At 61.8% G+C, this 14,047-nt stretch carries 13 protein-coding genes; 7 read left to right on the top strand and 6 right to left on the bottom strand.

The window, feature by feature from the left end; genetic code table 11:
- Positions 1-72: 72 nt before the first annotated feature.
- Positions 73-2,673 (bottom strand): bifunctional aconitate hydratase 2/2-methylisocitrate dehydratase, encoded by a 2,601-nt coding sequence (acnB, locus tag CWE01_RS22680; protein WP_100942780.1) that lies wholly within the window; start codon positions 2,671-2,673, stop codon positions 73-75.
- Between the two features lie 404 nt (positions 2,674-3,077).
- Between acnB and CWE01_RS22675 the strand changes: the two genes are divergently transcribed.
- Positions 3,078-3,548: a DUF1289 domain-containing protein gene (locus tag CWE01_RS22675; RefSeq protein WP_100942779.1), complete on the top strand. Its 471-nt coding sequence runs from the start codon at positions 3,078-3,080 to the stop codon at positions 3,546-3,548.
- On the opposite strand, the gene CWE01_RS22670 is transcribed toward CWE01_RS22675, so the two are convergent.
- Positions 3,549-4,412, bottom strand: a complete 864-nt coding sequence (locus tag CWE01_RS22670) for a universal stress protein (protein ID WP_100942778.1) — start codon at positions 4,410-4,412, stop codon at positions 3,549-3,551.
- Between the two features lie 224 nt (positions 4,413-4,636).
- Here CWE01_RS22670 and CWE01_RS22665 point away from each other — a divergent pair, with 224 nt between their 5' ends.
- Positions 4,637-5,251 (top strand): tRNA-(ms[2]io[6]A)-hydroxylase, encoded by a 615-nt coding sequence (locus tag CWE01_RS22665; protein ID WP_100942777.1) that lies wholly within the window; start codon positions 4,637-4,639, stop codon positions 5,249-5,251.
- Here CWE01_RS22665 and CWE01_RS22660 read toward each other — a convergent pair.
- Together CWE01_RS22660 and CWE01_RS22655 are read right to left on the bottom strand one after the other, a co-directional pair.
- Positions 5,248-5,652, bottom strand: coding sequence for a type II toxin-antitoxin system HicB family antitoxin (locus CWE01_RS22660; RefSeq protein WP_100942785.1), 405 nt, complete (start codon positions 5,650-5,652; stop codon positions 5,248-5,250). The genes CWE01_RS22665 and CWE01_RS22660 overlap by 4 nt on opposite strands.
- 23 nt (positions 5,653-5,675) lie before the next feature.
- A complete protein-coding gene (locus CWE01_RS22655; protein WP_100942776.1) occupies positions 5,676-5,858 on the bottom strand; it encodes a type II toxin-antitoxin system HicA family toxin in 183 nt (60 codons plus the stop codon).
- Positions 5,859-6,060: 202 nt separating this feature from the next.
- Between CWE01_RS22655 and CWE01_RS22650 the strand changes: the two genes are divergently transcribed.
- The 4 genes from CWE01_RS22650 to CWE01_RS22635 are packed head-to-tail and all read left to right on the top strand — an operon-like array spanning position 6,061 to position 10,804.
- Positions 6,061-6,543 carry a MarR family winged helix-turn-helix transcriptional regulator gene (locus CWE01_RS22650; RefSeq protein ID WP_100942775.1) on the top strand — a complete coding sequence of 161 codons (483 nt, stop codon included), beginning with the start codon at positions 6,061-6,063 and terminating at the stop codon, positions 6,541-6,543.
- A complete protein-coding gene (locus CWE01_RS22645; RefSeq protein WP_100942774.1) occupies positions 6,533-8,002 on the top strand; it encodes an efflux transporter outer membrane subunit in 1,470 nt (489 codons plus the stop codon). The genes CWE01_RS22650 and CWE01_RS22645 overlap by 11 nt, the downstream gene beginning before the upstream one ends.
- Before the next feature lie 15 nt (positions 8,003-8,017).
- Complete coding sequence (locus CWE01_RS22640) at positions 8,018-9,214, top strand: efflux RND transporter periplasmic adaptor subunit (protein ID WP_100942773.1); 1,197 nt, start codon at positions 8,018-8,020, stop codon at positions 9,212-9,214.
- Positions 9,215-9,274: 60 nt separating this feature from the next.
- Positions 9,275-10,804, top strand: a complete 1,530-nt coding sequence (locus tag CWE01_RS22635) for a DHA2 family efflux MFS transporter permease subunit (RefSeq protein WP_100942772.1) — start codon at positions 9,275-9,277, stop codon at positions 10,802-10,804.
- A 30-nt stretch (positions 10,805-10,834) separates the two neighbouring features.
- On the opposite strand, the gene CWE01_RS22630 is transcribed toward CWE01_RS22635, so the two are convergent.
- Both CWE01_RS22630 and CWE01_RS22625 read right to left on the bottom strand, forming a co-directional pair.
- A complete protein-coding gene (locus tag CWE01_RS22630; protein WP_100942771.1) occupies positions 10,835-11,581 on the bottom strand; it encodes a UDP-2,3-diacylglucosamine diphosphatase in 747 nt (248 codons plus the stop codon).
- A complete protein-coding gene (locus CWE01_RS22625) occupies positions 11,578-12,081 on the bottom strand; it encodes a peptidylprolyl isomerase (protein ID WP_100942770.1) in 504 nt (167 codons plus the stop codon). Before CWE01_RS22625 ends, CWE01_RS22630 begins: the two co-directional genes overlap by 4 nt.
- Before the next feature lie 259 nt (positions 12,082-12,340).
- On the opposite strand from CWE01_RS22625, the gene CWE01_RS22620 reads away from it, so the two are divergent.
- Entirely contained in the window at positions 12,341-14,038 is a 1,698-nt protein-coding gene (locus tag CWE01_RS22620; protein WP_100942769.1) for a glutamine--tRNA ligase/YqeY domain fusion protein, read from the top strand.
- The last annotated feature ends 9 nt before the right edge of the window (positions 14,039-14,047 follow it).

Genomic DNA, 14,047 nt, shown 5'->3' with positions numbered 1-14,047 from the left:
CCTTATTCAGGACGGGACAGCAGGCATAAAAAAGCCCCGACGAGTCGGGGCTTTTTCTATTGCGCGTACAGCTTAGGCTTGAACGACCGGAATCTTGGCGTTCGCCGCGGCTTCACGGAACTCGGCGATCTGGTCGAAGCTGAGGTAGCGGTAAACGTCGGCAGCCATGCTGTCGATCTTACCGGCGTACTCCATGTATTCCTCGACGGTCGGCAGGCGACCCAGGATCGAAGCCACGGACGCCAGCTCGGCCGAAGCCAGGTAGACGTTCGCGCCGTCGCCCAGACGGTTCGGGAAGTTACGGGTCGAAGTCGAGACCACGGTGGAGTTCGGTTCTACCCGTGCCTGGTTACCCATGCACAGCGAGCAGCCCGGCATTTCCATACGTGCGCCAGCTTTGCCGTAGATGCCGTAGTAGCCTTCTTCGGTCAGCTGGTGAGCGTCCATCTTGGTCGGCGGCGACAGCCACAGACGGGTTGGCAACTGGCCTTTGACCTGTTCCAGCAACTTGCCCGCAGCGCGGAAGTGGCCGATGTTGGTCATGCAGGAACCGATGAACACTTCGTCGATCTTCTCGCCAGCAACGCTGGAGAGCAGACGGGCGTCGTCCGGGTCGTTCGGCGCGCAGAGCACAGGCTCCTTGACGTCGGCCAGGTCGATTTCGATGATTTCCGCGTACTCGGCGTCCTTGTCGGCTTCCAGCAGCTCTGGATTGGCAACCCAGGCTTCCATCGCCTGAGCACGACGCTCCAGGGTGCGGGCATCGCCGTAGCCTTCGCCGATCATCCAGCGCAGCAGGGTGATGTTCGACTTCAGGTACTCGGCGATCGACTCTTTCGACAGCTTGATGGTGCAACCGGCGGCGGAACGTTCGGCCGAGGCGTCGGACAGTTCGAAAGCCTGTTCGACGGTCAGGGTTTCCAGGCCTTCGATTTCCAGGATGCGGCCGGAGAAGGCGTTTTTCTTGCCTTTCTTCTCAACGGTCAGCAGGCCTTTCTGGATGGCGTAGTAAGGGATGGCATGAACCAGGTCACGCAGGGTGACGCCCGGTTGCAGCTTGCCCTTGAAGCGCACCAGGATCGATTCCGGCATGTCCAGTGGCATAACGCCAGTGGCGGCGGCGAAAGCCACCAGGCCGGAACCGGCCGGGAACGAGATACCGATCGGGAAACGGGTGTGGGAGTCACCACCGGTACCGACGGTGTCCGGCAGCAGCATGCGGTTCAGCCAGCTGTGGATGATGCCGTCGCCCGGACGCAGGGAAACACCGCCACGGGTCATGATGAAGTCGGGCAGGGTGTGGTGCGTGGTGACGTCGATCGGCTTTGGATAGGCCGCGGTGTGGCAGAACGACTGCATGACCAGGTCGGTGGAGAAACCCAGGCAGGCCAGGTCTTTCAGCTCGTCGCGGGTCATCGGGCCAGTGGTGTCCTGGGAACCGACGGTGGTCATCTTCGGCTCGCAGTAGGTGCCAGGACGAACGCCTGTCACGCCGCAGGCCTTGCCGACCATTTTCTGCGCCAGGGTGTAACCCTTGGTGCTTTCAGCTGGAGCTTCCGGCAGCTTGAACAGGGTCGAAGGTGGCAGGCCCAGTTCGGTGCGCGCCTTCTCGGTCAGGCCACGGCCGATGATCAGCGGGATACGACCGCCGGCACGGACTTCGTCGAGCAGGACCGGGGTCTTCATTTCGAAGGTGGTCAGGACTTCATCGCTGTTGTGCTTGGTGACTTTGCCAGCATGGGGGTACAGGTCGATCACGTCGCCCATGTTCATGTTGGTCACGTCGAACTCGATCGGCAGTGCGCCGGCATCTTCCATGGTGTTGTAGAAGATCGGAGCGATCTTGCTGCCGAAGCAGAAGCCGCCGGCGCGCTTGTTCGGCACGTAGGGGACGTCGTCGCCGAAGAACCACAGCACCGAGTTGGTGGCCGATTTACGCGACGAACCGGTACCGACCACGTCACCGACGTAGGCGATCGGGAAGCCGTCGTTGCGCATCTGCTCGATCTGTTTCATCGGGCCGATGGCGCCTTGCTGGTCAGGCACGATGCCGTCACGGGCCATTTTCAGCATGGCCAGGGCGTGCAGCGGGATGTCAGGGCGCGACCAGGCGTCCGGAGCCGGCGACAGGTCGTCGGTGTTGGTTTCGCCGGTGACCTTGAATACTCGCAGGCTGATCTTGTCGGCCAGCACCGGGCGGTTCTTGAACCACTCGCCGTCAGCCCAGGACTGGATCACTTCCTTGGCGTGAGCGTTGCCGTTCCGGGCTTTTTCCGCGACGTCGTGGAAGGCATCGAACATCAGCAGGGTGTGCTTGAGTTGCGCGGCGGCAACGGCTGCCAGCTCGGCGTCGTCCAGCAGCTCGACCAGGGTCACGATGTTGTAGCCGCCCTGCATGGTGCCGAGCAGTTCTACCGCGCGCTTCTTGTCGATCAGGGGGGAGTTGACTTCACCCTTGGCCAGGGCGGAAAGGAAACCGGCCTTGACGTAGGCCGCTTCGTCCACGCCAGGCGGAACACGGTTGGTGATCAAGTCAACGAGGAAAGCTTCTTCGCCAGCCGGGGGATTCTTCAGCAGCTCGACCAGGCCTGCGGTTTGTTCGGCGTTAAGCGGCTGGGGCACGATACCCAGGGCTGCACGCTCTTCGATATGTTTGCGGTAGGCTTCAAGCACAGTTATTACCCTCATCAGTGGTCCCAAATGGGTGTCCGGGACGCTCATCCAGAAATGCACGGCACTCATGCGCTGCGGGGCTTTTTGAGCCGCTTAGCCAGAGTTTCCACGATTTCCAACAGAAGCTGTTTTCAAAGTTTTACGCCTGCGGAACGGGAGCTGATGAGGGTCGGCGCAGGTGCTTCCGGGGGGAAATTCCTGCGCCAACGCCGTTCTCTAGGATGAACTGTGCTCGTGACGCTTTGAAAACAGCTTCCAACGGACATTGGCGCCTAAAAAGGCAGGCCGATTCTACGGCATATTACGAAGAAAGGTAAGTTAAGCCCTACAGGTTCGGGGGTGACCCTTGTTAGACAAAGGGCTAACATGCGGACCTGTTTTGCTTTTCCGCGTGACCCCTGCCCATGTCCAATCAGACCATCAAGACCCCCTGCGTCGGCCTTTGCTCCACTGTTTACGGTGATCTGGTGTGCCGTGGCTGCAAGCGCTTCCACCATGAAGTCATCCATTGGAACGGCTACAACGAGGAAGAAAAGCGCGCGGTGTGGTTGCGCCTGGAGCAATTGCTGGTCCAGGTCATGGTGGCCAAGATCGAAGTGTTCGATCCAGCCAAGCTGCGCCAGCAACTGGAGGCCCGCAAGATTCGCTTCGTGCCCCATCAGTCGGAATATTGCTGGGCGTACCAGCTGATTGCCCGTGGCGCGCGGGTGATCAGCCAGTTGGAGGCCTACGGCATGGTGTTGCTGCCGGAGTTTCGCGACTGGGGCCTGCCCGAACTGCGCGATGCCATCGACCGGGAGTTCTTCCTGCTGTCCGAGGCGCATTACCAGCGTTATATCGCCCCGGGCTTCCTCAAGGATGCCATGGGCGGTTGATCAGGGCCGTGGCGCCGTCTCCACCAGATGATCGATGATGTCCTGGGGCTTGAGCACCAGGACATCGCTTTCCAGTGCATCGAGCACCACTTCCGCGGTATTGCCGATCAGCGCCCCTGAAATCCCGGTGCGTGCCACGGTGCCTATCACCGTCACCGCCGCCCCGAGCGTATGGGCCATATAGGGAATCAGCACGTCGGCGGGTCCTTCCTTGATATGCAGGTGCTCGTCATCCACATCGAATTGCGCCTGGAAGTCCCGGCACTGGTCGCGATAACGGCCTTCGATGCTTTCCCGGAGCTGGTACACCGGGTCGGCGGCCGACAGCATGGGTGAGGGGTGGGCACTGACCACGTGCAAGCTGCCCTTGGCCAGGCTGGCGATGTCATAGCCGTGATCAATGATACTGGCGTGCAGGTGCCGGTGTTCGTCATCGGCATTGCCCACGTCCACCGCCGCGAGAATGACCCCGCCTGACCAGGGCGTCTCGGTCTTGACCATCAGTACCGCGGATGGGCAGTAGCGCAGCAGTTTCCAGTCGGAAGGGGTCAGCAGGGCTTTCTTCAGCGGGCTGTCGGGGCGGTGCTGCTTGATCACCAGGCCGCAGCCTTCGGCCTGTTGCACGCCGATGATGGTCTCGTGCATGGTCTTGTCCCAGGCCTGTTCGGCCGTGGCGCTGTAGCCGTCGTCATGCAACTGGCTCTTGAGCAGGCTGAGCAGGGCGCTGTGGTCGTGCTTGGGATCACACATCAGCAGGTGCAAGTGCGCATCCGTGACGCCGGCGATCAGCTTGGCGCGGTTGAGGGCCAGGCTGTGGGCGTGGTCGGGGTCGAGTATCACCAGGATGCTGCGGATGGCTTGCATGGTCGGGGTGCTCCGGGGAGGGCTGAAGGCGACTTGATACAACTATAGTTGCAGTCCACCGACTGCGATCTTGATGCATATCAAGCAGGGCGGCTGGCGATCTGCCCCGGCCCCCGTATAATCGGCGACCTTGTTCCGCCTGATCCCCCGGTTTCTGTGAGCCCCATGTCGACTACTCCCGCGTTGCGCCCTTGCCAAGCCTCTCCTGTGACGGGAGCTTTCCTGTGAATCTGCCGGAAATCCACGAATTCCTCGGTTGCCCGACCCCGCAAGGCTGGGTGCAGGCGGCACTGGCGGATCAGGAAACGCTGCTGATCGATCACAAGAACTGCGAGTTCAAGGCGGCCAGTACCGCCTTGAGCCTGATTGCCAAGTACCATTCCCATGTCGATCTGATCAACCTGATGTCGCGCCTGGCCCGGGAAGAGCTGGTGCACCACGAACAGGTCATGCGGCTGATGAAGCGGCGCAAGATCGAGTTGCGGCAGTTGTCCGCCGGTCGTTATGCCTCAGGGCTGCGCAAGGCGGTCCGTAGCCACGAACCGGTCAAGCTGGTGGACACCCTGGTGGTCGGCGCCTTTATCGAAGCGCGCAGTTGCGAGCGCTTCGAAGCCTTGGTGCCGCACCTGGACGAAGAGTTGGGCAAGTTCTACTTCGGCCTGCTCAAGAGCGAGGCCCGGCATTTCCAGGGTTACCTGAAGCTTGCCTACCAATACGGCGACGCCGAGGACATCGGCCGGGTCATCGAGCGGGTGCGCGCGGTCGAGCAGGAACTGATCGAGTCGCCCGACAGCGAGTTCCGCTTCCACAGCGGTGTCCCGGCCGCTGCTGGCGTTTAAGTACGCACCAGCTTTTCCAGCGCGGCGTCCGCGAGGAACGATGAGCGACTCTTGATCCGGTGGTCGCGTACGTAGCGGTCGATGCGCTGGATCACAAAGCCGGGAAGGGTCACGTTGACCTTCTCGGTCTTGCCCAGATAGGGCGAGATATCGATTTCCAGCATGCCCCAGCCCATGTCCGCGAACTCGGGATTCTTCCGATGGGTGAAGGAGGGCGATGGTGTCGGCACGTGCTGGCCGTTCGAAACGATCTCCTCGAGCATGATATGGGCGATTTCCAGGGCGGCGTTATACGCTTCCTCGAAGGTGTCGCCGGCGGTCACGGCCCCCGGAATATCCGGAATCTGGATGCCGATGGCGGTGTGTTCATCACCCCATTCGATAGCGATGGGATATTGCATGATGGTCTCCTGACTGAACGGGGTCATAACAAGCCCGCCCGTTTTCTGATGCTTCTGATGGTCCCGAGCGGCAGATCCTTCTTTGGATGCGGCACGGGGATCGAGTGGGGGCTGCTGGGGTGGACAAAAACATGATGACTGCCCCTTATTCGTTGCAGCATCCAGCCAGCGGCTTCCAGTTCGGCGATCAAATCCCTGCTTTTCACCTGTGACTCCTTGTCAGGTATGTCAGGGAAGCCTAGCTGTATCGTTATCAGACATCGAATTCAAAGGTGTGTCTAGAGTTATCTATTCATTCCTCGGCCTTTTATCGGGTAAATAAAAAGCCTGCTAACTAATGCTTTGATATTAGCTGCCTAAGCAGTAATATCTCACCAACTCTCTGCCTAAGCAGCTTTTGGTGGCCCCATGAAGCATTTCACCCCGGACGACTTTCACAACTGCCATCTCGGCCTGCTCCTGGGTCGTGCCGCGTTGCTCAAGGACCGGATCATCGATACCCATATGGTGCCGTACGGCATCACCGCGGCGCAGTTCAAGGTGCTGATCATCATGGCTCAGTATGGTGTCGATACCCCGGCCGAGCTGTGCCGCCATCTGTCCCTGGACAGCGGTTCGATGACCCGCATGCTCGATCGCCTGGAGCAGAAAGATCTGCTCGCCCGTCGACGCTCGGAAGGTGATCGGCGCCAGGTGCAACTGGTGCTCACGGCGCAGGGGCAGATCCTTGCCGACCGTTTGCCGGAAATCGGCGCCGATGCGATGAACGAGCTGGCGGGGGCGGTCACCCAGCAAGAGCTGCGGACCCTGGAAGAGATTCTGAAGAAAATTTTGCTGGCGGCCGGGGACTCGATCACCGTGCTGCGGGTGGGTGAAAAGAATGAGCAGTAAAACCCTGCGTACCGGCTTCAGCCTGGTGTTCCTGTCGATGGTCCTGGCCGGTTGCGCCAGCTACAGCGGCCTGAACACCGAAGGCGTGAGCCTCGAGGCGAAAAACCTCAAGGCCGCACAATCCCTCAAGGGCGTGACCCTGTCGCCGGCGGCCTGGCCGAAAAGCGACTGGTGGAAAAGCCTTGGCGATCCGCAACTCGATGACCTGATCCGCGAAGCCTTGCACGACAGCCCCGATATGCAGGTCGCCAGCGCGCGGGCGCACCAGGCCAGCGCAGCCGCCGATGCCGCCGATGCGGCGCGGACGCCGACCCTCGATGCCAGTGGCGGTATCACCCGTGCACGCCTGCCGCGGGACCAGGACCCCACCGGCCGCGGCGGCCTCTACGAGACCGTGCGCAAGGTGGGTGTCACCTTCAACTACAGCTTCGACCTCTGGGGCGGCCAGCGTGATGCCTGGGAAGCTGCGCTGGGCCAGGCGCGTGCCGCCGAAGTCGACCGCCAGGCCGCGCAATTGACCCTCGCCGCCGACGTGGCACGGGCCTACAGCAACCTGGGGCAGGCGCATATCGTCTATGACCTGGCCAACGATGACCTGCAGCGTACCCACAAGCTGCTGGACCTGGGCAAGCGCCGGCTGAGCTCCGGCATCGACAGCCACTACCAGTACCAGCAGACCGAAAGCCTGGCCGCTACGGCTGAAGAGCAGGTGATCGACGCCGGGAAAAAGCTGCAAAGCGCCAAGGTTGCCCTGGCCGTGCTGCTGGGCAAGGGCCCGGATCGCGGTAATGAGATCGCCCGGCCGAAGATTCTCCAGCCGAGCGCCGTGGCTTTGCCTTCGGTGCTGCCGGCGGAACTGCTGGGACGGCGTCCGGACCTGGTGGCCGCGCGCTGGCGTGTCGAGGCCGCGAGCAAGGATATTGCCGCCGGCAAGACGCGTTTCTACCCCAACCTCAACCTGAGTGCCGCCGCCGGTGGCGAATCCTTGCTGGGCGACGCGATGTTCGGTTCCCCCAGTCGCTTCTTCAGCATTGCGCCGACCGTCTCGCTGCCGATCTTCGATGGCGGTCGCCTGCGCGCCGGCCTCGATGCCAAGGACGCCGACTACGACCTGGCGGTGGCGCAGTACAACAAGAGTCTGGTCCAGGCCCTGGGCGATGTCAGCGACACCCTCCAGCAACTGCGCGCCCTCGGCCAGCAGATCGTGGCCCAGCAGCATGCGGCGGATATCGCCCAGGACTCCTATAACACGGTGTTGCAGCGCTACGGCGCCGGTATCGGCAACTACCTGGACGTGCTCACCATCGAGCAGACCCTGTTGCAGGCCCAGCGTCAGCTGGCGGACCTGAATGCCCAGCAGATCGATTTCTCCATCCAGCTGATGCAGGCCCTGGGCGGCGGCTTCCAGGCTGACAACGTCGCCACGAACGCCACCCGCCCCTCGGCTCAGACTTATTAATTCAAGGTACCTGCCATGGCCACTGAAACGAACACGACTGAAACAACCCAGGACGCTGGCAATTCCCGCAAGCGCAAGGTCATGCTGACCGGTCTCACCCTGCTGGTGATCCTCGGCGGCCTCGGTGTCTGGGGCTGGCATGAAGTCTACGGGCGCTGGAATGAAAGCACCGACGACGCCTACGTCAACGGCAACGTGGTGGAAGTCACTCCGCTGGCGACCGGCACCGTGGTCAGCATCGGCGCCGACGACGGCGACCTGGTACACGCCGGCCAGGTGCTGGTGAACTTCGATCCGAGCGACGCCAAGATCGGCCTGCAAAGCGCCGAGGCCAACCTGGCCAAGGCCGTGCGCCAGGTCCGTGGCCTGTACAGCAATGTCGATGGCATGCGTGCCCAGGTCGCCGAACAGAAGGCGGCGGTGCAGAAGGCCCAGGAAAACTTTACCCGACGCAAGAATCTGGCGGCCGGTGGCGCGATTTCCCAGGAAGAGCTGTCCCACGCCCGTGACGACCTGACCTCCGCCCAGAGCGCACTGAACAACGTCCAGCATCAACTCAACAGCAGCAACGCTCTGGTGGATGACACCGTGGTGTCCAATCACCCGGATGTCAAAGCCGCGGCCGCGCAACTGCGCCAGGCTTATCTGGCCAATGCGCGGACCACCCTAATTGCCCCGGTCACCGGTTACGTTGCCAAGCGTACCGTGCAATTGGGCCAGCGGGTTCAGCCGGGTACCGCGCTGATGGCGGTGATTCCCCTGGATCAACTGTGGATCGACGCCAACTTCAAGGAAACCCAGCTGCGTGACATGCGCATCGGCCAGCCCGTGGATATCGAAGCCGACCTGTATGGCAGCTCGGTGAAATTCAGCGGCACCATCGACAGCCTCGGCGCCGGTACCGGCAGCGCCTTTGCCCTGCTGCCGGCGCAGAACGCCACCGGCAACTGGATCAAGATCGTCCAGCGGGTGCCGGTGCGCATTCACATCAACGCCGAAGAGCTGGCCAAGCACCCGTTGCGGGTCGGCCTGTCGACCCAGGTCGAGGTCAACCTGCATGACCAGAGCGGTCCGGTACTGGCCCAGCAGCCGCCGCAGAAAGCCTCGTTCAGCACTGATGTGTACGGGCAGCAACTGGCCGATGCCGATGCCGAGATTACCCGCCTGATCCATGAAAACAGCGCCACCGCGACGAAAACCGCGCAACGCTGAGTCGCCAATCCAGCCGCGACCCGAGCGTCGCGGCACCTGCCTCGTTTCCAAGGATTCGCGATGAGCTCGAACGCATCTTTTACTCCGCCAAGCCTGTTGCTCAGTACCATCGGCCTGTCGCTGGCGACCTTCATGCAGGTGCTCGATACCACCATCGCCAACGTGGCCTTGCCGACCATCTCCGGCAACCTGGGGGTGAGTTCGGAGCAGGGCACCTGGGTCATCACCTCCTTTGCCGTGAGCAACGCCATCGCCTTGCCGCTGACCGGCTGGCTGAGCCGGCGCTTTGGCGAGGTGAAGCTGTTTATCTGGGCAACGATTCTTTTTGTCATGGCGTCGTTCCTCTGCGGTATTTCCACCTCGATGCCTGAACTGGTGGGCTTTCGCGTGCTGCAAGGGCTGGTCGCCGGGCCGCTGTACCCGATGACCCAGACGCTGCTGATTGCGGTCTATCCACCGGCCAAGCGCGGCATGGCCCTGGCGCTATTGGCGATGGTCACGGTGGTCGCGCCGATTGCCGGGCCGATTCTCGGCGGTTGGATTACCGACAGCTACAGCTGGCCGTGGATCTTCTTTATCAACGTGCCCATCGGCGTATTCGCCGCCATGGTGGTCCGCCAGCAACTCAAGGCCCGCCCGGTGGAGATCAGTCGCCAGCCGATGGACTATGTCGGTTTGCTGACCTTGATCATTGGCGTGGGTGCCTTGCAGGTGATCCTCGACAAGGGCAATGACCTGGACTGGTTCGAATCGAACTTCATCGTCATCGGTGCGGTGATCTCGGCGATTGCCCTGTCGGTGTTCGTGATCTGGGAGATGACGGACAAGCATCCGGTGGTCAATCTGCGCCTGTTCGCCTACCGCAACTTCCGCATCGGGACCATTGTGCTGATCCTCGGCTACGCCGGGTTCTTCGGTATCAACCTGATCCTGCCGCAGTGGCTGCAGACCCAGATGGGCTATACCGCGACCTGGGCTGGCCTCGCGGTGGCGCCGATCGGGATCCTGCCGGTACTGATGTCGCCTTTCGTCGGTAAATACGCCAACAAGGTCGACCTGCGCCTGCTTGCCGGCCTGGCGTTCCTGGCAATCGGCCTGAGCTGCTTCATGCGCGCCGGTTTCACCAACGAGGTGGACTTCGGGCATATCGCCATGGTGCAACTGTTCATGGGGATCGGTGTGGCGCTGTTCTTCATGCCGACCTTGAGCATCCTGATGTCGGACCTGCCGCCGAGCCAGATCGCCGACGGCGCCGGGCTGGCGACCTTCCTGCGTACGCTGGGGGGCAGTTTTGCCGCGTCGCTGACCACCTGGATCTGGATTCGCCGGGCGGACCAGCACCATGCCTATCTGAGTGAAAGCATCACCACCTTCGATCCGGCGACGCGCGACACCCTGAGCAATCTCGGTGGGGCGAGCACCCGGGCTTATGCCCAGTTGGATCAGGTGCTCACCAGCCAGGCGTACATGCTCTCGACCGTGGATTACTTCACGCTGCTGGGTTGGGGCTTCATGGGCTTGATGCTGTTGGTGTGGCTGGCCAAGCCGCCGTTCGGGGCGAAGGCCGGGCCGGCGGCGGCCGGACATTGATCGACCCCACCTGTACGGGTGGGGTTGGCATCAAGCCTGGGGCAGTGCTGGCGGCGGCTTGAAATCAAACGCCGCCAGCTGGAAACCCTGCTCGTCCACCTGCAAGGCCCAGCCTTGACGATCCCAGTCACCCAGCACAATCCGTTTCGCCGCCTGCGCGCCGAGTTGCAACTTGTGAATGGCCGGTCGATGGGTGTGGCCGTGGATCAGGGTCTGCACGCCATGCTGCTGCATGACCTGCACCACCTCATCCGGCGTCACATCCACAATGTCATTGGCTTTCATCCGCGTCTGCGCCCGGCTCTCGCTGCGCAGTTTGCGCGCCAGCTTGTGGCGGGTGCGCAGCGGCAGGTGACGAAGGATGAACAAGGTGATGGGGTTACGCAGATACCGACGCAGGCGCATATAGGCCTCGTCCCGTGTGCACAGGCTGTCGCCGTGCATCAACAGCACCGGCTCGTCGTTCATCCGCACCACGCTCGGGTCCTTGAGCAGGGTCGCACCGGCCGCTTTGCAAAAGGCCTTGCCCAGCAGGAAGTCGCGGTTGCCGTGCATCAGGAAAACCTGCGTGCCACTGTCGCTCAATGCGCGCAAGGCTGCGCAGATCGAGCGCTGAAAGGGGGGCATGGCATCGTCGCCGATCCAGACTTCGAAAAAATCGCCCAGGATGTACAGCGCTTGTGCCGAACGGGCGCGTCCGGCGAGGAAATCCAGAAACGCCCGGGTGATGTCCGGGCGCTCCTCTTCCAGATGCAAATCTGAAATCAGCAGTATCACTCAACGATCTCGGCTTTCTCGATGATCACGTCTTCTGCGGGTACGTCCTGGTGGCCGGCCTTCATGGTGGTGGCCACACCTTTGATCTTGTCGACTACTTCAGTGCCGGAAACCACTTTGGCGAATACCGCGTAGCCCCAGCCCTGGACGGTCTTGGCGCTGTGGTTCAGGAAGCTGTTGTCGGCGACGTTGATGAAGAACTGCGCGGAGGCCGAATGCGGCTCCATGGTACGGGCCATGGCGACGCTGTACTTCTCGTTCGGCAGGCCGTTGTCGGCTTCGTTCTGGATGCTCGGGCGCTTGTCTTTCTTTTCTTTCATGCCTGGCTCGAAACCGCCGCCCTGGATCATGAAGTTGCCGATCACACGGTGGAAAACGGTGTTTTCGTAGTGGCCGGCGTTGACGTACTCGATGAAGTTGGCCACGGTGATCGGGGCTTTCTCGGCGTTCAGTTCCAGGACGATTTCGCCGTGGTTGGTGGTCAGTTTGACTTGGGTCATCTTGGCTACTCTTTGAAGGAATTCGTGGGTTTCGGCATGCGGATACCGCTCGCGGGGCCGAACCGGTCTGGCATAAATCCGCCAGGTTGCGCAGTTTAGCGTGAGGCGCGGGAATTTCGAGGCGGTTTTTTCATCCCTGCACTATTAATAGCCGCCGTTTTCGGCGCGCCACTGTCAGCTGCCTGATTGCATCGGCTATGATACCCGTTTTGATTGATCAGGCCGCCCCCGGCCGCGCAACCGCAAGCCCAAGGATCCTATGAGCAAGCCCACTGTCGACCCTACCTCGAACGTCAAGACCGGACCGGCTGTCCCGGTCAACTTCCTGCGCCCGATCATTCAGGCCGACCTGGACTCGGGCAAGCACACTCAGATCGTGACGCGCTTCCCGCCTGAACCCAACGGCTACCTGCACATCGGTCACGCCAAGTCGATCTGCGTGAACTTCGGCCTGGCCCAGGAGTTCGGCGGCGTCACGCACCTGCGTTTCGACGACACCAACCCGGCCAAGGAAGACCAGGAATACATCGACGCCATCGAAAGCGACGTCAAGTGGCTGGGCTTCGAATGGTCCGGTGAAGTGCGCTATGCCTCGCAGTATTTCGACCAGTTGCACGACTGGGCGGTGGAACTGATCAAGGCCGGCAAGGCCTACGTCGACGACCTGACCCCCGAGCAAGCCAAGGAATACCGTGGCAGCCTGACCGAGCCGGGCAAGAACAGCCCGTTCCGCGAGCGTTCGGTGGAAGAGAACCTCGACTGGTTCGCCCGTATGCGCGCCGGTGAATTCCCGGACGGCGCCCGCGTGCTGCGGGCCAAGATCGACATGGCTTCGCCGAACATGAACCTGCGCGACCCGATCATGTATCGCATCCGCCACGCTCATCACCACCAGACCGGTGACAAGTGGTGCATCTACCCGAACTACGACTTCACCCACGGTCAGTCGGATGCCATCGAAGGCATCACCCACTCGATCTGCACCCTGGAGTTCGAAAGCCACCGTCCGTTGTACGAGTGGTTCCTGGACAGCCTGCCCGTGCCGGCGCACCCGCGTCAGTATGAGTTCAGCCGCCTGAACCTGAACTACACCATCACCAGCAAGCGCAAGCTCAAGCAACTGGTGGACGAGAAGCACGTCAACGGCTGGGACGACCCGCGCATGTCGACGCTCTCGGGCTTCCGTCGCCGTGGCTACACGCCTAAATCCATTCGCAACTTCTGCGAAATGGTCGGCACCAACCGTTCCGACGGCGTGGTGGACTTCGGCATGCTGGAATTCAGCATCCGTGACGACCTCGACCACAGCGCGCCGCGGGCCATGTGCGTGCTGCGTCCGCTGAAAGTCGTGATCACCAACTACCCGGAAGGCCAGGTCGAGAACCTCGAACTGCCGCGCCACCCGAAAGAAGACATGGGCGTGCGCGCATTGCCGTTCGCCCGTGAGATCTACATTGATCGCGAAGACTTCATGGAAGAGCCGCCCAAGGGCTACAAGCGCCTGGAGCCGACCGGTGAAGTGCGCCTGCGCGGCAGCTACGTGATCCGTGCCGACGAAGCGATCAAGGACGCCGACGGCAATATCGTCGAGCTGCGCTGCTCCTACGATCCGGAAACCCTGGGCAAGAACCCCGAAGGCCGCAAGGTCAAGGGCGTGATCCACTGGGTGCCGGCGGCGGCGAGCGTCGAATGCGAAGTGCGCCTGTACGATCGCCTGTTCCGCTCGGCCAACCCCGAAAAGGCCGAAGACAGCGCCAGTTTCCTGGACAACATCAACCCTGACTCGCTGCAAGTTCTCACTGGTTGTCGTGCTGAACCCTCGCTGGGCAATGCACAGCCGGAAGACCGTTTCCAGTTCGAGCGCGAAGGTTACTTCTGCGCGGATATCAAGGACTCGAAACCCGGTGCTCCGGTCTTCAACCGTACCGTGACCTTGCGTGATTCGTGGGGCCAGTGATTCTTTAAG

This window comes from Pseudomonas sp. QS1027 (genome assembly GCF_002814235.1).
Taxonomy (GTDB): domain Bacteria; phylum Pseudomonadota; class Gammaproteobacteria; order Pseudomonadales; family Pseudomonadaceae; genus Aquipseudomonas.
Note: the sequence above shows the minus strand (reverse complement) of the source record. Positions and strands in the feature narration are given on the sequence as shown.